Annotated in this window: 18 protein-coding genes; 2 read left to right on the plus strand and 16 right to left on the minus strand. The window is 37.8% G+C overall.

Features of this window, described 5'->3' with window-relative positions:
• Positions 1-9: 9 nt before the first annotated feature.
• The 5 genes from ACRX5O_RS17865 to ACRX5O_RS17885 all read right to left on the minus strand — a co-directional run bounded on the left by ACRX5O_RS17865 (position 10) and on the right by ACRX5O_RS17885 (position 6,204).
• Positions 10-1,302, minus strand: a complete 1,293-nt coding sequence (locus tag ACRX5O_RS17865) for an arabinan endo-1,5-alpha-L-arabinosidase (RefSeq protein ID WP_433907186.1) — start codon at positions 1,300-1,302, stop codon at positions 10-12.
• A gap of 5 nt (positions 1,303-1,307) precedes the next feature.
• Positions 1,308-2,774, minus strand: a complete 1,467-nt coding sequence (locus ACRX5O_RS17870; RefSeq protein ID WP_433907187.1) for an arabinan endo-1,5-alpha-L-arabinosidase — start codon at positions 2,772-2,774, stop codon at positions 1,308-1,310.
• 144 nt (positions 2,775-2,918) lie between these two features.
• A complete protein-coding gene (locus ACRX5O_RS17875) occupies positions 2,919-3,761 on the minus strand; it encodes a carbohydrate ABC transporter permease (RefSeq protein WP_084362070.1) in 843 nt (280 codons plus the stop codon).
• 84 nt (positions 3,762-3,845) lie between these two features.
• Positions 3,846-4,736 carry a carbohydrate ABC transporter permease gene (locus ACRX5O_RS17880; protein WP_433907188.1) on the minus strand — a complete coding sequence of 297 codons (891 nt, stop codon included), beginning with the start codon at positions 4,734-4,736 and terminating at the stop codon, positions 3,846-3,848.
• Between the two features lie 145 nt (positions 4,737-4,881).
• Positions 4,882-6,204: an ABC transporter substrate-binding protein gene (locus tag ACRX5O_RS17885; RefSeq protein WP_433907262.1), complete on the minus strand. Its 1,323-nt coding sequence runs from the start codon at positions 6,202-6,204 to the stop codon at positions 4,882-4,884.
• A 514-nt stretch (positions 6,205-6,718) separates the two neighbouring features.
• Between ACRX5O_RS17885 and ACRX5O_RS17890 the strand changes: the two genes are divergently transcribed.
• Positions 6,719-7,816: a GntR family transcriptional regulator gene (locus ACRX5O_RS17890; protein ID WP_433907263.1), complete on the plus strand. Its 1,098-nt coding sequence runs from the start codon at positions 6,719-6,721 to the stop codon at positions 7,814-7,816.
• Positions 7,817-8,200: 384 nt separating this feature from the next.
• Here ACRX5O_RS17890 and ACRX5O_RS17895 read toward each other — a convergent pair whose 3' ends face one another.
• From ACRX5O_RS17895 to ACRX5O_RS17905, 3 genes are all read right to left on the minus strand, one after another.
• The gene (locus tag ACRX5O_RS17895) at positions 8,201-9,481 is read right to left on the minus strand and encodes a glycoside hydrolase family 27 protein (RefSeq protein WP_433907189.1); all 1,281 of its coding nucleotides are present in this window, start codon (positions 9,479-9,481) and stop codon (positions 8,201-8,203) included.
• Positions 9,482-9,589: 108 nt separating this feature from the next.
• Complete coding sequence (locus tag ACRX5O_RS17900; protein ID WP_433907190.1) at positions 9,590-10,462, minus strand: helix-turn-helix transcriptional regulator; 873 nt, start codon at positions 10,460-10,462, stop codon at positions 9,590-9,592.
• A 40-nt stretch (positions 10,463-10,502) separates the two neighbouring features.
• Entirely contained in the window at positions 10,503-11,198 is a 696-nt protein-coding gene (locus ACRX5O_RS17905; RefSeq protein ID WP_433907191.1) for an HAD family hydrolase, read from the minus strand.
• 146 nt (positions 11,199-11,344) lie between these two features.
• On the opposite strand from ACRX5O_RS17905, the gene ACRX5O_RS17910 reads away from it, so the two are divergent.
• Positions 11,345-11,917 carry a YesL family protein gene (locus tag ACRX5O_RS17910; protein WP_433907264.1) on the plus strand — a complete coding sequence of 191 codons (573 nt, stop codon included), beginning with the start codon at positions 11,345-11,347 and terminating at the stop codon, positions 11,915-11,917.
• An 87-nt stretch (positions 11,918-12,004) separates the two neighbouring features.
• On the opposite strand, the gene ACRX5O_RS17915 is transcribed toward ACRX5O_RS17910, so the two are convergent.
• The 8 genes from ACRX5O_RS17915 to ACRX5O_RS17950 form a co-directional block, all read right to left on the minus strand.
• Positions 12,005-13,033 carry a SepM family pheromone-processing serine protease gene (locus ACRX5O_RS17915; protein WP_433907192.1) on the minus strand — a complete coding sequence of 343 codons (1,029 nt, stop codon included), beginning with the start codon at positions 13,031-13,033 and terminating at the stop codon, positions 12,005-12,007.
• 78 nt (positions 13,034-13,111) lie between these two features.
• On the minus strand, positions 13,112-14,338 hold the full coding sequence (locus ACRX5O_RS17920) for an L-lactate MFS transporter (protein ID WP_433907193.1): 1,227 nt from the start codon (positions 14,336-14,338) through the stop codon (positions 13,112-13,114).
• Between the two features lie 312 nt (positions 14,339-14,650).
• Positions 14,651-16,339, minus strand: coding sequence for a sigma-54 interaction domain-containing protein (locus tag ACRX5O_RS17925; protein WP_433907194.1), 1,689 nt, complete (start codon positions 16,337-16,339; stop codon positions 14,651-14,653).
• 99 nt (positions 16,340-16,438) lie between these two features.
• Positions 16,439-17,410 (minus strand): aromatic acid exporter family protein, encoded by a 972-nt coding sequence (locus tag ACRX5O_RS17930; protein WP_433907195.1) that lies wholly within the window; start codon positions 17,408-17,410, stop codon positions 16,439-16,441.
• 92 nt (positions 17,411-17,502) lie between these two features.
• Positions 17,503-18,777, minus strand: a complete 1,275-nt coding sequence (locus ACRX5O_RS17935; protein ID WP_433907196.1) for a Glu/Leu/Phe/Val family dehydrogenase — start codon at positions 18,775-18,777, stop codon at positions 17,503-17,505.
• 21 nt (positions 18,778-18,798) lie between these two features.
• Complete coding sequence (putP, locus tag ACRX5O_RS17940; RefSeq protein WP_433907197.1) at positions 18,799-20,262, minus strand: sodium/proline symporter PutP; 1,464 nt, start codon at positions 20,260-20,262, stop codon at positions 18,799-18,801.
• 63 nt (positions 20,263-20,325) lie between these two features.
• The gene (gene pruA / locus ACRX5O_RS17945) at positions 20,326-21,897 is read right to left on the minus strand and encodes an L-glutamate gamma-semialdehyde dehydrogenase (RefSeq protein WP_433907198.1); all 1,572 of its coding nucleotides are present in this window, start codon (positions 21,895-21,897) and stop codon (positions 20,326-20,328) included.
• Between the two features lie 43 nt (positions 21,898-21,940).
• A complete protein-coding gene (locus tag ACRX5O_RS17950) occupies positions 21,941-22,858 on the minus strand; it encodes a proline dehydrogenase family protein (RefSeq protein ID WP_433907199.1) in 918 nt (305 codons plus the stop codon).
• Positions 22,859-22,985: the final 127 nt, after the last annotated feature.

Consider the following 22,985-nt stretch of genomic DNA (forward strand, 5'->3'; position numbering starts at 1 on the left):
ATAGTAAAACTACCCTACTTTTTTACCGATGACGACATTTCCCTGTTCATCTTTACCTGTAAAAACGAGTGTGTGATTCCAATTCTCCCAATCCCATGCCGGTAAAACGATAATCTCACAAGCTCTTTCGTCCAAATGGACCTTAAAAACATTACCCCTTTTATATTCCAGTACCCCTTCTGCCGTAGCAGACAGAGTCATAGAGCGGGAAGGAATTAGTTCATGTTCCTTTTTATCCATCCAAACATATTCCCATTTTCCATTCATCAATTCTGGATCAACAGGCTGCTCCTCTTCTCCTGCGTATCTCTCAGGAGAAACGAGTGGCCAGCCATCCTCTGTCCATACGATCTTTCTCACATGTAGATAATGCCAATGGGGATCCTTCTCCCCTCTTGCGTGATGAACGATATAATAATTTTCGCCATCTTGTAACACCGAATTATGTCCGGGCGCAATCCAGCCTTCCTTATCGCCAAATTTATATCCACCTAATATCTTCATTCCTACTTCGTTTGGTGGAAGTTCTAAATTGGTCATTTCATTCCCATCATAGTCAAGATAAGGACCCTCAATAGAATGAGACCTTCCCACGCGAATATGATAATTCTTAAATAAGGAATCATAGGAAACGAATAAGTAATATTCATCAAACTCAGGATGATACACAATATAAGGTCCTTCAATCGCAGCCTCTACACTGGTATGCCTTTTAGCAACTAGGATTTCTTCACTTCCTGCGCGTTTTTTTCCTGTTGCTGGGTCAATAGGGAAAACATATAATCCACCAAAGAAGCTTCCATAGACTAACCATGGATTGCCGTCACGGTCAAAAGTAATATTCGGATCAATCGCATTGGGCCCAGGTACATCCTGCTGCGATTTCACTACCTCTCCTTGATCCTGCCATGGTCCTTCAATACTTTGACTTGTTGCAACTCCAATAAACGACTGAGTTTTTCCGAATTGTGAAGCAGCATAGTACAAATAGTAGGTGTCACCGAACTTGGCTACTTCCGGTGCCCAAAGCCCTTTAGCTCCCGTCCAATCGTAAGCATCTTTTGGTATTTCATCGAACGCATGACCGACAAACTCCCATTCTATTAAATCCTTTGATTTCCGTATTTGAATCCCACCAGTCGGAGGTCCACCATACTTCGCATCCGTCGAAAATACGTAGTACGTATCACCATCCTTGAAGCTAGCCGGATCGTGAGCATTGTTGATGTTCCACTGACTTTCATCGTGAATAATAGATTCGTCATATAATTTATACTTAATAGGTTCTTTAGGAAATTTCATCCTAATCACTCTCCTTTAATTTGCTTTTTCCCCCAGATGGCCGTTCCTTCTTCATTCATCCCAGTAAATACAAGCGTTTCATTCCAATTTTCCCAGTCCCATCCTGGCAGTACTTTTAAGCTATACTCCCAATAATCATCAGGAGCGACCCCAGGATCATAGATTGCTAGCGTAAGCGTGTTGTCACCAGTTAATTCCCAACTACTTTTTCCGCTTTCATCTTCTATCTTTCCATTCGAAAGGAAGGTCAGTTTCCGGGAAGTTTGCAGTGTGTCGTCATACCGCGGGAGGAGAATTTGCTCCCAATCTCCAATAATGTGTTTTTCTTCTATTTTCTGTTCCTTTTCACCCGCATATCTCTCTGGAGATACAACCGGCCAACCATCCTCAGTCCATACGATTTTTCTCACATGTAAATGAGACCAGTATATTTCCTCACCTGCTCTCGCTTGGTGGATTAAATAGTAATCTCCATTATCCTCAAGCAAGCCATTATGCCCTGTTCCAAGCCAGCCGCTATCTTTGTTAAAAGCATACGAGCCAACGATTTTATTACCGATATCAAAGGAATCATCTGACGGATCAACCATATCGTTTTCGTTGAAGTCTAGATAAGGTCCTGTAATATTCTTTGAGCGGGCGGTCCGCACATTATACGTGTCCTCTAACCATTCATACGAGACGGTTAAATAGTAATATCCGGTGTTTGGATTATACATGATCTCAGGCGCTTCAATTCCATAACTCATGTTTTTCCGTTGGGCAATTAATGTTCCTTCTTCCGTTGGATCTACTAATCTCCCTGTTTGCTGATCAATTTTCGTGATAAAAATGCCCCCAAAATATGAACCATAAACCATCCATGGCTGTCCTTCTGTATCAAACGTGATATCCGGATCAATGGCGTTTACCGTATACCCATCGCCTTCCTGCGTTTTAAACACAGCTCCTTCATCCTTCCAAGGCCCCTCCAATGAGTCACTTGTTGCTAAACCGATATACGAAGTTCGCTTCCCAACTGAGGAGACGGAATAGTACAAGTAAAACTTATCATTCATTTCAACAACATTTGGCGCCCAATACGTCGTCCCACCAGTCCATTCCCACGCGTCACTTGAAACTTGATCAAACACTCGACCAACAAACTGCCAGTGAATCAGATCCTTTGATTTTCGTATTTGAATTCCTGGCGTCGGCGGTGCACCGACCATGTAATCAGTCGAATATACATAATACCAATCACCATCTTTTATAATGGCACCGTCATGGGTAAAATTCGTTGTCCACTCTTCTTCTTTGTAGATAAGGTCATTCATTACTTTAGGAATAACCTTATCAGCTGGCGGAGAAGGAACACTAAGACCAGATAGATCATTTGTATTTGGTTCTATGAATCTAGGCGTAATAAATAATGCTAATACTAGTAACAGAGCAATACTTACGCCTAGAAAAAGTATCTTTTGTTTGTTCACTGTTGTGGCTCCCAACAAATAAATTATGAAAATAAAAGCACTTATCCTATGTAACTCTCGATAAGTGCCTTTCCATTTTTTTGTATTCAATTTTTCAATCAAAATATTCCCGGTATTTTGATTTGCATCTCCTGAATCAATGTATCAACCTTTTACACCAGAAATAGCAATCGATTCGATAATCTGCTTCTGGAAGATAATAAATACGATTAACATCGGTAATAAAGCAACCACTGATGCCGCCATGATGAGCGGATAATCACTTTGGATCGCATACGACGCGTTAAAGTTTGCAATAACTAGCTGTAATGTTTGCTTCTCTGGTGAGTTTAAGTAAAGAATCGGACCTAAATAGTCATTCCAGATTCCCATAAACCACAGAATTAATTGTGCAGCAACAGCTGGTTTAATTAATGGAAAGATAATCTTATAAAAGATTTGGAAATACGAGCATCCATCAATTTTTGCTGCTTCAATAATGGAATTGGGAACGCTATTCAAGTATTGTCGTAAGAAGAAAATCATGAATAAATTCCCAAAAAGACCAGGTACGATTAATGGTAATAAACTATCTACCCAACCGATACTTGAAAACATAATGAACTGCGGAATCATGAGCACCGGATAAGGAATCATAACCGATGCAAAAAGCATAATAAAGATTTTATTTTTCCCATTGAACTTCAGCTTCGCAAATGCAAAAGCTGCTAAACTCGAAGTAAGGGTACCAATAATTGTTACTGATAATGCCACAATTAAACTGTTACCAATACCCGATAAAAGTGGCCCCATATCCCAAATTTCAAGATATTTAGAAAAAGAGATATCTTTCGGAATCCATACAGGCGGTAAAGCAAAAACGTCTTCCTTCGATTTAAGTGATGTAGAGAACATCCACAGGAGCGGCGCTACCATAAAGATCGCCCCGAAGCTTAGGAAGGCAAAAACAAATATATTGGTAATTCTATCTTTCTTTTTCTCAGACATCGGCTCAAGCTTCACTTCTTTTTCTACTACTGCAACTTCCATTATCAAAAGCCCCTTTCTATTAGTCTTTTTATTAACCTAGTCTTAATCCAATTCAAAGGAAGATTTTTCGTTCATCTTAAATTGGATCAGGGTAATAATAAAGATGAAGAGTCCTAATACTAAGGCCATTGCAGATGCATAACCTAATTGGAAGTTACCAAATGCTTTTTGCCAAATGTAGAAAACAACTGATGCTGAACTATACTCAGGACCACCAGTAGGTGTCATAACGTTAATTTCAGTGAAGATCTGCGCTCCACCAATAATATTTGTAACGATAATAAAGAATGTTACTGGTTTTACCATTGGAAGCGTGATATGCCAAAAGGCTTGAAAAGCGTTTGCTCCATCCAATTTCGCAGCTTCATAGAAGGTTTTAGGTACACTTTGTAGTGCTGCTAAATACAGCAACATGGTATATCCTAATCCTTTCCAGACAGCCATAATAATTAATGCTGGTTTTACGGTAGCTGTATTTTGCAACCAGTTAGGACCCTCAATTCCAATAAGATCTAAAAATTGGTTAACTAAACCATAATCTCCGTTATACGCCCATTGCCAAAGAATAGAAACCGCTGCAATGGAGGAAATGACAGGAATATAGTAAAGCACGCGGAAGGTATTTGTTCCAAAGATTCCTCTATTCAGAGCTAGAGCCAGTAAAAGTGCTAGCACAATTCCAATCGGAATACCTAGCATCATAAAGAAGGTGTTATACATCGACTTGTAAAAATACTCGTCTTTAAATAAATTTATGAAGTTTTCAAAGCCGATAAACTCCATTTGTCCTAGACCATTCCAATTCGTAAAGGCTCCGTACATTGAATAAATAAGAGGAACCATTGCAAAAATGAGGAATCCTAAGACTGGTGCTGCAATAAACAAATAGGCATATCTTTGTTCTGTGCGATACAGCTTGGATGTCGCTTTCATCTTTCCTCACCCTTTCAACAAAAGCATGAATACACGCTTTCTTTTGGTACAAGTAACGTTTTATTAAAAGATGTAAATGATGCTAGCTTATGATTCTATGAATCTAGCACCATTTACACATTGTTAATCTTTCAATGAATCGCTATTACTTACTTGCTTGTTTTTCTTGTTCGATTGCTGCATCTAATAGTTTTTGCATTTTCGGTTGTGCTTCTTTTACGTAGTCTTCAACTGATGTCTTACCATCTAACACTGGTTGAATGTTTTTGAAGAACTCATCATACCATTCAGCAGTATAAGTTTTTTCAGCTGGGAATCCACGACCGTAGTCTTTAATGATATCTAGGAATTCTTGTTTATTGTCAGGTTTAATTGATGTGTCAGCAGCCCATGCATCTGCTACTTCTACACTATTTGGCAATTGAACTTGCGCGTCAACTAATGCTTGTTGTCCCTCTTGGTCAGCAGATAGGAACATTGCTAACTCAGCTGCTTCTTTAGCATGTTTTGTTGTTGCTCCAACACCGATACCTAAAGATCCAACCCAAGCAGAAGATTCACCCGTAGAACCTGCAGGCCAAGGAAGTAAATCATATTCAAACTTTAATTGCTCTTTAAAAGCAGCCATATCCCATGGTCCAACTGGGAAGAATGCTAATTGACCCTTTAACCATCTTTGGTAGGTATCTAATGTTTGTGCGTCACCAATAGAAGGAGTAATTTGGTGCTTGTTTTGTTGGTCTACAAAGAATTGTAATGCTTCGATAAACTTAGGATCGTCGATTGTAACCTTTGTTCCATCTTCGTTAATCCAATCTGCGCCGTTACTCCAAACAAATGGTTGTAATGCCCAGTTTACGTTAAATCCTGTTCCATACTGATCCATTTTACCGTCGCCATCATTATCTTTTGTTAACTTCTTAGCAACATCAATGAATTCATCCCAAGTGTATGGCTTGTCTTTATCAGGAAGTGGAATTCCTGCTTCTTCAAACATTGTTTTGTTGTAACCTAAAGCGAAAGGACCTAAATCTTTTGGTAATCCATAGATTGAACCTTGACCTAATGTTTCACCATCAAAACGGTACTTATTAATCCCGGCTTCCCAAATGTCATCAATTTTTACGTCAGTTGATCCTTCAACTTGTTCCGTAATATCTAATAATACTCCAGAGTTTACATACGCTTTTACTTGAGCTGGGTTATAGAAGAAAACGTCTGGAATTTTACGTCCTGCGATTGCTGATTTTAGCTTCGTATCATATTGATCAGGAGCTGTTTGAACCATTGTAACTTTTACATCCTTGTTTGCTTCTTCGTATCTCTTTACAGTAGCTTTATAAGCTGCTAGTTCCTCAGGATTTCCTCTAAACATAAAAGTAAGCTCAACCTTGCCGTCACTGCTAGCCTTATCACTACTTGAGCACCCACTAAGGATTGCACCAATCACCATTATTGCTAGAAGCATTATTACACCAAATTTTTTAGATGATTTAAACAAGTTAATCCCTCCATCTTCAACCTATTGTAGTCATAAAAGAATGAAATTAAGAAAAACTAATTGAAAGCGTAATCACTTTACTTTAAAAAAATAATAGCTTATTCTCTAGTTTAATAATAGTCTTTTTTATATGTACGTACATGTTAGGGAATTACATATAAATCCCTCCTAATAAATTAGTAGTTTTCAAGCAAAAGCAATTGACCCTTAAGAGTTTTTTCTTTGAAAGCGTATTCTCTACAATTAAAATAGTAATACACCTGTTCGTACATGTCAATGCGATTTTTCAAAAAAATATTTATTATGTCCGTACGTGTTCATATTTATTTATAAAATACACTTGTACGGCATAGTTTTTTTCCATTTTATTTGATACTATGGTATTATTATATATATGTTGTACGTATAAGTTGTTTTTAATTATGTACATGGAATAGAAAGCGGTGATACCTCAGTGGCACAACAAAAAACTAAATACAACATGGTTAAGGAAAAGATCGTGGAGTGGATTGAAACAGGGAAGGTAAACCCTGGGGAAAAAATTTACTCGGAAAATGAACTTGTGCAGATATTTGGGGTTAGTAGACATACCGTGCGACAAGCGGTGGGTGATCTCGTCCATGAAGGATTACTTTATAGAGAACAAGGTGCTGGTACCTTCTGTTCGCATAATCCTAGACAATCGCAACAACAGAGTCAATCTTCTTCTTCTGTAATAAAAGGAAAAAATATTGGTGTTATCACTACCTATATTTCTGATTATATCTTCCCGTCCATTATTAGAGGAATTGAATCCTATTTGACAACACAAGGATATACGTTAACTTTATCTTGTACAGATAATAATGTGGAGAAAGAAAGACAATGTTTACAAACGATGTTAGATAGAAATGTTGATGGGCTTATTGTTGAACCAACAAAGAGTAGCAACTATAATCCTAACATTAACTACTATCTTGAACTGGAACAAAACAATATTCCTTATTTAATGATTAACCAATTTTATTCTCAGTTGATGCCTCCTCATATTATCATGAATGACGAGCACGGAGGTTTTATCGCGACCGAACATTTAATTAAATTGGGTCATGAAAAAATTATCGGTTTGTTCAAAACAGATGACCTTCAAGGGGTTAATCGGATGCAAGGATTTATTCGGGCATTTAGAGAGCACGGTGTTACGTTTTTCCCTGAAATGGTCATTACCTATTCTACAGAAGATGTGAATAGCAAAACATTGAAACAAATTGAAGAGTTTTTCTCAAAGGATGAAAAACCAACCGCCATTGTGTGCTACAATGACCAGCTGGCCGTAAGTGTACTAGATGTTCTCCGTAAACTCGATTTAAAAGTTCCAGAAGATGTATCTATTGTTGGATACGATGACTCGTTCTTAGCAGAAGCAACAGAAGTAAAATTAACCACTGTTACCCATCCGAAAATGGACATGGGGATTGAAGCAGCAAAATGGATTGTATCAGCAGTGGAAAAGAAAGAAGTACCTCAATCGAAGGTGTATGACCCTGAACTTGTAGTAAGAAATTCAACGATGCAGTTGAAAAAGACTAGCTTGATTTAGATAAGGTACGAACCCTGCGTGATGTGGCAGGGTTCGTTTTTTATCTATTGTGGGTGGTGCGCTATCAGAATTGAGTGTTTGTAGAATCGTAAGTATATTGGTGGAACCGCAAGTAAATTTATTGAATCGCAAATATATTGGTGTAATCGCAAATAAAATTTTCGAATAGCAAATAAATCTCTGGAATCGCAAATATATTTCTAGAATCGCAAACAAATCTCTACAATCGCAAATAAAGCCTTCCCCATTCCCATTCATCCGCTATATTTCTATTAAAAATTCCAAAAATCCAAACCAAACAACTAAGAAAAAGCGGAAAATCGATAAAATTTACTTTAACCTGACGTTTTTCAATTTGTTTTTTCCACAAAAGCATCCACGCTGTTAATACAACTTCACCAATACCGCTCCATGTGGCGGAAGCACCTGTTCCATTTCATCTGTTATCTCACCAAGTTCTTTATGTGTCCACAGTTCACGTGCCTGCTTCACCCCAGTAACTCCTACCTGGTCAAGAGTTGTCTTCACAGTTGCCGTTTCATTGCTTAAATTAAACAATGCAACATACGTGTTCCCCTCTAAATCCTTGGCACTCCAAACCACTCGATCTTCTTCGCGAGATACAAGTTGGTTGCTATGACTTTCTTTATGCATCTTTAATACGTCGGGATTTGCGAGAAGTGATAACGTCCATTCGTCATTGTCACGCAAGTCTCCTCCAAACATAAGTGGCGAGCGGAAAATGGACCATAATGTCATCATTGTAATCTGTTCATCCTTCGTGAAGCGAGTCCATCGATCTCCTCCCCCTCCATCGACAGAGCGGATTCCAATATGACCAAGCGGTAGCATGTCACAATCCGGCCAGTGACCTTCACCAACATATTCACTCCACTTTTCACACCGCTCAAACATTCCGTAGAGTAAATCCCAGTGATCCCAGAAATCGTCCGTCATTCTCCACATATTCGCATTTTCAATTAAAGTGTCAGCAAATTCAAGTGGAGCAGGTCCCGGCGAAAGGCTTAGAACCATCTCTCTTCCACAGTGATCAATAGCTTTTCGAATGAGCTCAATTTCTTCTTTATGAAAATAGTAAAGTCTTGATGCAGCTATATCATCTACCTTAACGAAGTCCAGTCCCCATTCGGCATATAGCTCAAACAGAGAATTATAGTATTCCTGAGCACCTTTCTTTGACGCGTCAATCCCATACATATCCGTATTCCATGGGCAGATGGAGTTGGGGTGAGCGATGTCACGTGCTCGAACCTCTGTACCCAGAATTGGTGTGTTGGCATGTACTGCTTGGCGAGGAATTCCACGCATGATGTGGATGCCAAATTTTAATCCCAAACCATGTACATAGTCAGCTAATGGCTTAAAGCCCTTTCCCTTTTTTGAAGAAGGAAAACGATTCGCAGCTGGGATGAGCCTTGAATAGTCATCCATCTCAAGTGGAACAAACGGACGATAAATAGACGAGTTGGCCCCCGCTTCATACCATTGAATATCCACCACAATATATTCCCAGCCATGTTCCTTTAAATATTTGGCCATATACTCTGCATTGCCTCGAACTTCTTCTTCTCTAACTGTTGCCCCGTAGCAGTCCCAGCTATTCCAACCTAATGGGGGTGTACTTGCAAACATGTGATGTTTCATCCTTCATACCCGCCCTTCATGTATAATTTTGCTCTTGTCTTGAATAATAAAGGACGGAGATAAATACATCTATCACATTATTTTGCCTTTAGTTGTACAATATTGCTCCTAATTAAAACGAATCTCATTCATGAGCAGCAAATCCTTCCCAGTACGGAACTCTCCTGGTGAGAATCCAACCCAAGAATGAAATACCTTAATAAAATAACTACTACTTGCATATCCAATTTGATTGGCGATCTCCTCGATCGTATAATCGGTCGTTCGCAGGAGGGTAATTGCTTTTTCCATTCGCACCTTTGTGACAAACTCCATCGGTGAAAAAACTGTGTGCTTTTTAAATAATCTTGAAAAATGGTATTTTGATAGTTGAACACGCGCAGCAATTTCCTCTAGACTTTGTAAGGAGTGATATTCTTCGGTCAATATTCGTGCTGCTAGAGTGACTTTGTCTGGCCATCCCTCTGCTACTTGTTCATATCCTTTTCCATAACGATAAAGCTCCATTACAAATTGATAGACGATGGACGATGCCCGAAAACCATCTGTAATTTGATTCTTCACCGCTGCTAAGTACGTACTTTTTAAAAAGTGGATGGGAGAGCTGTCCTCCTGAATTCTAGGTATTCTTCCGAGCATTTTTACGACTTCCTGCCACTCTTGTTCAATTTTCCTTGGGCGAAAAAGGATAAAATAGAACTCCCACTCCTCGCTATCCGTCGGCAAGTAATATCTGTGAGTACTCGGTATTTCCACCATAAAAGCAGAACCTGGCTCTACCCTGTGAACTTTTCCATTGATATCAATATCACCGAAACCAGATACAGTATACTGGAAAAGATATAACGGACCATCCTTACGTCTTAACCCATCCCAATCATAGCTTTTCTCTTGTATCTTTTGGTGGCCAACGGCAAATAACTGATAAAACGAACTTTGGAAAGTATCCAAAAAACGAAATCCATACACCTCATTACTCATCTATCAACACCTTACCCACAAGTTTTTTGTTCATAACCATTTATACATAATCCAAAATGTTTGATAGATTGTGGATAACCGCTAGAGGCTTATGGTTTGTTTCTGGCTCTCTTTTCCGATGGTTAAACCAAAGTGATTGCCATCCCGCTTTCGATGAGCCAACAATATCATTCTCCCATGAATCACCTACGTATAGTAATTCATGAGGCAATAGATTTACATGCTTTCTCACATGATGAAAGATATCTGGATTGGGCTTAGCTACCCCTACTCCATCAGATACAAAAATGAGATCGATAGGAATATGACTTTTCAGCCCTAAAGAAGAAATTTTAATGTGCTGATGCTCCACCGGACCATTTGTGATCATCCCTACGGTGATCCCCTTCCTTTTAATTTCTTCAAGAAGATTCGGTACCTCCGGGAACATCTTAAGCTGACTCTGATTATACTCGTATTGGTTTTGAAACAATCGAGCTGTTTCAGAATCTATCGTTATATCCATACCTTTTAAAGCCAAGATCATCCTCTTTGTTCGCAGCTCGACTAGAGACATTTTCCCTGCCACATAGTCCTTCCACAACCAATCACTAGCTTCTCTAAACTTTATATATAGTACATTCATATTCAATTCTGAAGCTACTTCCGGGAGCAGTTCTTCTACCGTTTTTTCAAAAGGATATTGCGAGTCGTGTAATGTATCGTCTAAATCAAAAAATAGTGCTTTAATGGTCATAATCTTCTCCTCTTATAATTCGTGATATTTGTGCTGACAGAAATTCCAGCTTTTTTTATCGGTAAGAATATGCTATTTTTATGATAATCCTAGAAAATAAGAAACTTGGTGAAAAAATGAAATACGAAAACAATGCTTTTTTTAGAATGCTAGAAATTGTAACCGCTTTTTTTCAACTTAATATTTTATGGCTTTTATTTTGTCTTCCCGTGATTACCATTTTCCCTGCGACCGTTGCGATGTATTGTGTCACTCGACAATGGATTATCCACAAAGACTATAGTGTCTTTCGTTCTTATATGAAATTTTTCAAAGAGAATTTCAAACAAAGCTTTGTGCTTGGGTTGATTTGGTTAGCGCTGTTCGGTCTATTATTTTTAGACTTTACCTTGATGAATAGCCTTGGGTCTTTACAACCTATCTTCTATTCTATCTTTTTACTGATCGGATTTATATTATTACTAACAACTATTTATATATTTCCAATGATGTCCCACTACCGTATGAAAACAATCGATATTGTAAAAAACTCATTTTTCTTTTCACTACGATTCTTCTCAACCACGTTTTTGTCCTTGCTATGTATTGCGGCTACAGGGATGATCCTTTATTTTTGGCAAATTACCTTTTTATTCATCTATTGTGTCTGTGCTTTTTGTATCAGCTTTCTTTGTCATCGTGTATTTCAAAAAGTTCAAGAACAGGTCAAAACCTTATGATGTAATGCAATTAAAAAACCGAGTACTACCCTTTTCGGTATGTACTCGGTACGTATGATAGCATTCTTAGAAACTATCTTTGAAATTCTACTTTTCCTTCAAATTTTCCAAATATTTTATCGCATCAGCTAAGTTAGCAACCGGCACGATTTCTAAGTCATATCCACTGTTCTTTACTTCATCTAGCGCATCTTTTTCATTGGTGTCAAGCTCAGTCAAATCTTTTGGAACAAAGAAAATATCTGTTCCCTGTAAAGATGCCGATGTAACTTTATGTCTTATACCGCCTATCTGCCCAATATTCCCATCATGGTCAATGGTACCAGTTCCAGCTATTTCATATCCCTTAGTAAGGTCTTTTCCAACAAGCTGCTTATAAATCTCTAATGAGAACATTAAGCCCGCAGATGGACCGCCAATATCCTCGCTTTTAAGCTCAACCTTTCTAGCTACATCTACAATAAACTCTTCTTCAGGAGTGATCCCAAGACCAATACGGTTCGTCTCTTCATCTAGAGTAATAATTTCTATTCTTTCTTCAAGAGTTTTACCATTTCTCCCAAAGTTTAAAGAAACAGTGTCTCCTGCTTTTTTATTCTTTTCTATATAATTAATGAATTCGTTTCGCTCCGATACCTTTGTTCCATCTACTTCCGTGATTATATCCCCAACCTTTAGAATACCATTTGCCTTTGATTGTTCTGAAATTCCATATACAAAAATACCGTTATAATCAACATCAAGATCTTCTCCGGCTTCAGAAAAGCTAGATACTATCGCATTTTGTTTAGAATCTCTCATCATGAAGTTTAGGAGATCATCATATTCCTGATCTGTTAAATCCTGTTGCACGTCAGAGGCCTTTTTTATTTCCGTATGTGGAGCTAACAGCCCATACAGTAAATAATAAATATTGCTAGCTTCTGAGGATAAGACAGTCGTTAAATAGAAGTTACCTTTCTCTTCTTTATATCCATCTTCAACATTTACCAATGAACTTAAATCATCTGTGTTTCCCGGCTGATACAAATAATAAGGGGTTGGAATTAAAGCCAGAATTAATAAAAATAATAGAATGAAGAAAAAATTCTTGATGCGTTTTGACATTCGTTTCATGATTCACCTGCTATAATTTTTTTGCTAAAAGTCAGCCAGGAGTAATTCGACACGTTCTGTCAAAATCCCTTTAATCTATTATGCTTCTCTTTCACGAAGCCTTTCCCCAGGAATGATCTTTGGTACTTCAACCACTCTAGCTAAAATGATTGCCACAATACAGATACAACCTGCTAGTAAAAAGGCAAAGGTAAATGGGAGGGCTTTTACAACAATCGGTCCAACAAACGCAGATAACCCGTAGGCTTGGTACATAAAGCCGTAGTTACTTCCCATGTTTCTTACACCAAAATAGTCTGCAGTAACTGATGGGAAAAGAGCGAGAAAACCACCGAAGCAAAACCCTATTAAGGAAACAGCAATTAAAAACAGAGGATAGTTCATCATTCCTGTACTCATATAAAACATCATCACGGCTGTTAAGCCATAGATGGTGATTAATGTAGGTTTCCGTCCAAAACGATCGGATAGTTTCCCCCATACAATACGCCCTGCAGCATTAAACAGAGCAATTACCATAACCGCATTTCCTGCTTGTTCAAGTTCAAGATTTGCCATATCCACTCCGATGTCGACCGCAAAACTAATCACCATTAAACCGGAAACACTACCAAATAAAAACATGAACCATAATAAATAAAACTGTTGAGTTCGAAGCATTTGTTTTGGTGTAAACTGATTGCTCGCATCTACAAATGTTTTTACCTGACTATTAGATGTTTGTTGTCTAGGTTGATACTTTAATACTTGCTCTTCTGTTGGATTTTTCAGCAACTGTGCCCCAGCAATAACAAACAACAAATAAATGATTCCTAAATACATAAAGGTTGATGAAACTCCCGATAATTCAATTAGATATCCAATCAACGGTTTATAAATAAGTCCACCTAGTCCAAACCCTGCAACAGCTACACCGCTTATAAATCCTCTTTTATCAGGAAACCACTTTACACATGCGGATAATGGACAAACGTAGGTCATTCCGATTCCAATTCCTCCGATAACACCATAGAAGAAATACAGCTGTAAAAGTGAAGTTGCCTGGCTTGATAGCATTAATCCAATTCCTAGCAGCAAACCTCCAATCGTCGCGACCCACCTAGGTCCAATTTGGTCTTGTAGCCTACCAGCAAAAATCGTTGCAAATGCAAAAACAGCAATCGTTATCGAAAAAGTAACAACTACATCTTCCCTAGCCCAACCAAACTTATCTATAAGCGGCTGATTAAACAGACTCCAAGCATACACCGCCCCTAAATTAATTTGAATAAGAACTGCTCCCAACACTACTAACCAACGATTCAAATATAAAACCCTCCTTAAGTTTAGAAAATTGCCCATTAAAAAAGAGACCAGCGGTGATGGAAATTCATCATCGCTGGTCTCTTCTATACTCACAAACATTGTGTTTACATAAGCAACCAAACAAAATTAATAATTACAAATAAAAATGATTTCCCTTCCCCTTGTCCGAATGACATTGAAAAGAGCTATCACGATTTTTTTCTAATTATAAGTGGCTGTGTATGATCGGTCAAGAAAAATTATTAATACAGATAAACAGATTAGTAAAGCTTAGCACGTTAAACACCCCCTTTGCTTTGCAAAGGGGTTTATTCATAATCCATATTCTTTAATTTTGTTATATAAAGTACCTCTAGATATACCTAATAGAGTGGCTGCCGCACTTTTATTTCCATATGTCTTTCTTAACGCACTCTCAATCTGCAACGCTTCTACTTTTTTTCCTTCCATCTCTTGTTGCTTCTTTTCTTTTAAAGGCAACCTTTTCTTTTCTACTACCTCAATTATATTTTCCGGTACATCTTCGATTGTAATAGTAGACTGGTCTGATAAAATAATAAATCTTTCCACTATATTTCTAAGCTCTCTTACATTCCCTGGCCAATCGTATTCTACAAGCATTTTCAACACTTTCGAATCAATTTGCGGGATCTTTTTATGATAATTAGTGCAGAACTCATTTACATAATGTTTAATTAGTGGAGCAATATCCTCCGTTCTCTCCCGTAAAGGTGGGATATGAATGGAAATTACCGATAAGTGATAGTACAGCTTTTCATTAAACTCTCCTTCCCTCACCAAATCTTCCAACGATTGAGATGCTGATGCAACTATTCGAGTGTTTACCGTAACATCTTCTTTTCCGCCGACCCGATAAAAAGAGTGCTTTACTAAATAATCTAATAATTTCTCTTGGAGAGACAAGGTCATTTTATCAACATCTTCAATAAAAAGAGTTCCATTATATGCCTGTTCAATTTTTCCTATTTGTCTTGTCTGGCTTCCCTCAATAAATGATTCGTTTTGGAAACCAAATAGTTCTATCTCTAGTAGAGCAGGCGGAATAACCGAACAATTAATCGTTACGTATGGACCAGTACTTTTAGAGCCCCCATAGTGAATTGCTTGAGCAAGCATTTCTTTCCCTGCACCCGATTCACCCCTTAATAAAACAGGGATATCTGCATGGGCAACCTTTTGTGCCATCCCAACAGCTTCTTTAATTTTCTTAGATACACCAACAATAGAGGAATAAGGATGGTCTTGATGTACGAGTACGGGCAAAGTTGATGTTAATTCTTCGTTTAATCGAATGATTTTTGTAATATCTCTTTCAATTGCGATTCCGCCTTCAATCTGATTATTTACAATGATTGGCGCCGCATTAATCAACACATGATTCACTTTGTTCGGACGATGATAGGCTCCACGAACTTGTCTTCCTTCCTGCAGTATTTTGTTTAATACAAGAGACTCTGAGTCAAAGTGATCTTTAAGTTTTCTTCCAAGGATTTTATCCTTTTTTATTTTATAAGTCAGTTCTGAGGTATTGTTCCAACATACAACATTGCCTTCTTTATCAACAGCTGTCACGGCATCATTAATAGTTTCTGATAATATGTGGAAGTAACCCTTTACTTTTTCACATTCCTGTTCGAGGAAGGGGATCCACTTATCGGCCGTTATAATTCCTATTAATTGATTATTTGTATCCTTTAAAACTACTGGCCTTTGCCAATTCATTTTTTCCACGGATAAATCACTAGATACTACCACAGAAGAGGGTGTCCATTCGACTTCATTAATCCAATCTTTTATATGAGTATCTTGGTTCCCAATAGATAGAAGTTTTCTTTCATCCTTCAAAATAGTAAAGTACGCCTCATTGAGAGCCACAACCACGTGAGAAGAAATTAGTTGTTTCACTATCTCTCCTAATGGAGCATGCCCATTCGTAATTGTTCTGATCTCTTCTATAGATTCCATCATTTTTTGAAACATACGATACATCCTTCCTACATCTTTCTATTAACGTACCATACTTTATTCTCTTATTTCCAGGAACGAAAGACAATAGAAAGTGAAAGAAATAGGATCAGTCTAATTAAACACCAGTTTTTTTCGGTTAAACTTTAACTTGTTCATTATAGATAAATAATACTCGAATTCACGTACAACCATTAGCAAATGTGCTCTTGCTTCAAACGTTTCCCAGTTTTCTGGCGGAGGCACTCTTCTGAAATCCTCTTCTACCCTTTTTAACCTTTCTAGATACGATTGGTCTATTCTATCTGTATAAAAGTAGGATGCCATATAGTCTAGGAAATCTGCGAAGATATACCGTTGTTCAATCATTGGATGCACCAGTTCTAAAGTAGGGAGCATTCTTACTAACAAATCTATTTGTTTCTCTCGGATAGTAAAATAGCGATAATAGTAATCTTCCTTTTTAAAGAAATTATTTTCCACATCCGTAAAAGCAAGAGTCTTGGCTTCTTTAATTATGTCCACCGTTTCTATAATCTCTCTTTCTGTCCAAAGTTTCTTATTTGTTCGTAAAAACTCTGCAATCTCAATCAAAAGGTGTTGGAACTTATTCTCAACTTCTACTTGTTTTACTATTAGTTTTCTATCTAGGCTAGGCATATACACATTTACGAATAATGCAGAACCAATCCCAATGATTACTAACGCCACTTCATTTAATATTACTGGGATAGCAATACTTCCTGAGGTATATATATGTAAGATAATCACAGAACTCGTGACAACCCCTTCATTAATTTTAAAAAGGACGGTGGTAGGAATAAAGAATAATAAAAGTAGGCCTATTGCAACTGGATAGAATCCTAACCCTTCAAAGAAGATGTACGTAAATGGGATTGAAAGCATACAAGCAAAGAAGCGTGAAGAGGCACTATTTAAGGATTTTTTCTTTGATGTTTGAACACATAAAATGGTTATAATAGCACAAGTAGCATAAAAATCTAATTCAAAAAATTGACTAATTGTAATCGCTAAAGAAACTGCAATAGCCGTTTTTACTGTCCGTAAACCTATTTTATATTTCATTGTAGTATTAATTCCCTTCCCGCTTATTATTGTTACTAATTAAACGAAAAACTGCTCCCACTAGGTAGCAGTTTTTATATCTAATTCCTTTGTTATATCCAACCCCTGAATTTACAGGCCTCAACCATTCTTTGCAATCCTACTATATAAGCTGCTAATCTCATATTCACATGTAATTTGACTGATGTTTCATGTACTTTATTAAAGGATGAGATTAGTAATCTTTTTAATTTTGCTTCTACCTCTTCTTCAGACCAATAATACCCTTGGTTGTTTTGGACCCATTCAAAGTAAGAAACAATAACCCCTCCCGCATTAGCAAGTACATCAGGAACAATAATTACTCCTTTATTTGAAAGTATTTCAGTGGCACGAATGGTGGTCGGACCGTTAGCTGCTTCCACAACAATTTTCGCCTGTATATTTTGGGCATTCTCGTCTGTAATTTGATTGGCAATCGCAGCGGGAATAAGTATATCACAAGGCATTTCTAACAACTCTTGATTTGTCATTCGATTGGAAAATATGGTTGTTACCGTTCCAAAAGAATCTCTGCTATCAAGCAAATAATCTATATCCAACCCCTTAGAATCGTAGATGGCTCCATAAGCATCGGAGATCCCAGTGATAATTGCACCTTCATCATATAGAAACTTTGCTAAAAAACTTCCCGCATTACCGAACCCTTGAATGTTGATTTTTGCCCCTTCTAAAGAAATACCCGCCATTCTTACCGCTTCTTTTAAAACAATCGTTACTCCTTTTGCTGTTGAAGACTCTCTTCCAACAGATCCTCCTAAGACGAGAGGTTTACCAGTTATAAATGCAGGTGAATCAAATTCACGAATATGACTATATTCATCCATCATCCATGACATTATTTGTGAATTAGTGAAAACATCGGGGGCAGGAATGTCCTTTGTTGGCCCTACAATTTGGCTAATTGCTCGAACGTACCCTCTACTTAACCGTTCGAGTTCAGCGAAGCTCATTTCTCTGGGGTCACATTGGATTCCACCTTTTCCTCCCCCATAAGGTAGACCAGTAATTCCACACTTGATGCTCATGCAAATTGAAAGTGCTTTTACCTCTTCAATTGTCACATCAGGATGAAATCGAATTCCCCCTTTTGTGGAACCTACTGAGTCATTATGTTGAGCACGGTACCCCGTAAAGACCTTCACTGTTCCATCGTCCATTTTAATAGGTATTCTTACCGTTAATAATCGCAATGGCTCCTTTAATAACTCAAAGACTTCTTGACTATAATTCATTTTTTCTAGTGCCTGTCTAATGATGCTTTGTGTACGATCTAGCACATTTACCTGTTCGGAGTTAGCTTCTAATACTATTGGCTTAACCGTCATAATTTTTCCCCTTCATTTTCACTAAGCAATTTGTTTATATTTTTCAAACGTTTTGTTTAATGCACTAGATGGAGCTGGTGTTAATAGGCTAATCACTACTATTGCAGTGGTGCAAGCCAAGAAACCAGGTACAATTTCATATAGGGTATTCTTTAAAACGGGGATACTAGCCCAAATAATAACCGTAATAGTTCCCGTTAACATACCTGCAAAAGCACCCCATTTATTCATACGTTTCCAGTAAAGGCTCATAAGGATGACTGGTCCAAAGGCTGCCCCAAACCCAGCCCAAGCATAGCCTACCAAAGATAAAATGGTACCTGTTTTATTAAATGCAAGGGCAACTGCTACTACTGCAACAATTAAAACCGCTAACCGGCTAACAAACAACAATTCCTTATCGGATGCTGCTCTTCGGAAGAAGGTCTTATAGATGTCTTCTCCTAATGAGCTGGCAGTTACTAATAACTGAGAAGAAATGGTACTCATAACAGCTGCTAACAGAGCAGCAAGTAAGAAACCAGTGATTATTGGGTGAAATAGGATCTCACTTAATTTAATAAAGACCGTTTCAGGATCATTTAACGGCAATCCCTCTTTTGAAAAATAAGCTAGGCCGATAAAGCCAGTGATCATTGCTCCTACAACTGAAATGATCATCCAGCCCATTCCTATTTTTCTTGCTTTTTTTATTTCTTTTGCCGAGGATATAGCCATAAACCGAACAATAATATGAGGCTGACCAAAATATCCAAGACCCCATGCCATAAGCGAAATAATTCCTAGTAAACTTGTTCCTTTAAATATATTAAAAAGGGTCGGATCAATAGCATTTATTTCGTTAAATGTTGGTCCAAGTCCGCCAACCTTCATTACCGTTACGGTTGGTACTAATACTAATGCGGTAAACATAATAAGTCCTTGAACAAAATCTGTCCAGCTTACTGCTAAAAATCCACCAAATAGAGTATAGGCAACTACAACTGCTGTAATAATCCACAATCCTACATGATAATCTAAGTTAAACGTCGTCTCAAATAGCACTCCACCAGAAACGATCCCAGAGGAAACATAAAATGTAAAGAATACAATGATGACAATTCCAGACATTAAGCGAAGTAGATTGGAAGTATCCCCAAATCGATTTTCTAGAAACGCAGGGATGGTCATTGAATTATTAGCTAATTCTGTAAAGGTACGTAACCTTGGTGCTACATACAACCAATTTAAGTAAGCACCTATTGTTAAGCCGATAGCAATCCATGTGGCACTTAACCCTTGAGAATACATTGCTCCTGGCAGACCCATCAATAACCAGCCACTCATGTCGGAGGCACCTGCACTTAAGGCTGTTACCGCCGGCCCGAGTGTTCTCCCCCCCAACATATAGTCCGAAACATTGGAAGTTCTTTTATAGGCAAAATAGCCAATGAGCAACATCCCAACCATATATATCCCAATAGAAAAGATTAACTGAATGTCCAAAACTGCATCCCCCTTATTTAACTCTTCCCATAGATCATATTGCATAATGTATTAAGAATTTCATTAGTTTATTTTTCTAGAAGTCATTTTTGCTTGCGTGAATAATAACAAGTAATCGTAGCCTCCTGCTTTTGAATCCGTACCTGACATATTAAATCCTCCAAAAGGATGTACCCCTACAAGAGCACCTGTACACTTCTTGTTAATATAGAGGTTTCCGCAATGCATAGTATTCAACGCATAATCAATTCTCTCCTCAATTTGCGAAAAGAAAGCTCCAGTTAAACCATAGTCTGTATCATTATAAATACGGATTGCATCCTCCCAATTAGACGCTTTACAGATGGCCAGAACTGGTCCGAAGATTTCCTCCTGCATGATTCGTGCCTTCGGATCTACATCAGCAAATACCGTTGGTTTGATGTAAAAACCATTTCCTTCTCCCTTTGAACCTCCAGTAAGCAGCTTTCCTTCTTCGTTACCAATCTCGATGTACTTTGTCACTTTATCAAACGACTTTTGATCAATGACGGGACCAATGGCTGCATTTTCTTCTGGCAAACCAATTTCTAGTTGCTTTGTTAGGGCGACTACTTTTTCTACCACTTCATCATAAACGGAGTCCACGATGATTGCCCGAGAGCCTGCTGAGCATTTTTGACCTTGGAAACCAAAGGCAGAAGCAACAATTCCTTTTGCTGCAGCATCCAGATCAGCTGTTTCATCAACGACAACTCCATCCTTTCCACCCATTTCTGCAATAACACGCTTTAGCCAAATTTGTCCTGGCTGCACTTTTGACGCACACTCATAAATCCTGCAGCCCACTTCACGAGAACCTGTAAAGGAAATAAATCGAGTTTGGGGATGTTCAACTAAATACTCTCCTACCTCTAATGCATCTCCCGGCAAGAAGTTAACTACCCCCTCAGGTAAACCTACTTCCTTTAGTAATTGCACAAACTTTGCCGCTATTATTGGTGTGTTATCAGCTGGCTTTAAGATTACACAGTTTCCTGCTACGATGCCTGCCACAGTAGTTCCAGCCATAATTGCTAGTGGAAAGTTAAACGGAGAGATTACAATTCCAACACCTAGTGGAATATAACTAATATGATTGTCATCACCATCGATTTTTGTTAATGGCTGATGTATATCTGTTTCACTTAGTCGAATCATTTCACGAGCGTAAAACTCTAAAAAATCAATTGCTTCTGCTGTATCAGCGTCTGCTTCTGCCCAATTCTTTCCTGACTCTAAAATCAATGCAGCTGAGAACTCGTGTTTACGTTCACGCATTAAAGCAGCTGCTCGGAATAAATAGTCTGCACGCTCGGTTGGAGACACCTTTTTCCATGTTTCAAATTTATCTAATGCAACGGACATGGCCTTCTCTGCTAATTCGGTCGAACCTTTACTAACATAGCCAATGATTTCATTAACGTTTCCTGGATTAAATGAAGTAATTTGTTCCTCCGTGTAAACTTCATCTGTTCCAATATATAGTGGATATTTTCTACCTAACTCCGCCTTAACTTTTTGTAAAGCTGTTTGCATTGCCAGTTTATTTTCCTTAACATGAAAGTCTGTAAATGGTTCATTTTTAAATGGTGAAATTGCTAGTGTAGTTGACATATACATTACCCCTTTAGTTTTTTAATATATTGCTTTAAATCTCTTATTTGAAAAAGTTTTTCAGAACAAACCATACATTCGCAGGTCTCTCTGCTAGACGTCTCATAAAGTAACCAAACCAGTCAATTCCGTATGGGACATAGACCCGAACTTTATATCCTTCTTTTACTAATTGATTTTGAAGATCCACACAAATTCCATAAAGCATTTGGAATTCAAATAAGTTCTTTGAGATATTAAATTTTTTCACCATTTCTTTCGTTTGAGCAATTACCTTCGGATCATGCGTCGCAATAGCTGTGTAATTACCATTTAATAGATGGGTTTCAATGCACTTAATAAAATTTGCATCTACTTCTACTTTTTCTGGAAAGGCAACTTCAGGTGATTCTTTGTAGGCGCCTTTTACTAAACGTAAGTTTGCCTTACACGCATCCATTTCTTTTATATCGTTGTCCGAACGGTATAAGTAAGCCTGTATGACAAGACCTACATGATCGCCATAAATCTCCTTTAACTCTTTAAAAATATCAACAGTCACTTGGGCATGAGCATAATCCTCCATATCAATCCGAACAAAGTTACCATACATTTTTGCTCTATCTAGGATTCTCTTCATATTTGCCACACATAGGTCTCTACTAATATCCAATCCTAGTGATGTCATTTTTAATGATAGATTAGATTGTACTGAGGACTGTGCAATCGCATCTAATGTAGCAATACACATACTTGCCGATTCATTCGCTTCTTCCTCCGTAAAAACAAACTCCCCTAAGTGATCTAATGTAGCAACCTTCCCTTCAGCATTTAGTTTTTTCACCGCATTGATTGCTGTCTTAATGGTATCTCCAGCAACAAACCGGGTAGCTCCTAAACGTAATCCATATTTTTTCGCTAGCTTGTTTGCTGATGGATTCTTCCCAAGTGATTGGAACATATTTCTCATAATTAATTCCATATCATACACTCCTTCATTTTGTAAACTTAAACAATTGTGTTCAAAATTGTTTAAACTCTTAAAATTTGAACAAAGTTGTTTAATAGATGAACCGATTATAGTATATAAAAAAAGACAGAATGTACTA

Origin of the sequence: Robertmurraya mesotrionivorans, from assembly GCF_050971805.1 — a bacterium.
GTDB lineage: Bacteria > Bacillota > Bacilli > Bacillales > Cytobacillaceae > Robertmurraya_A.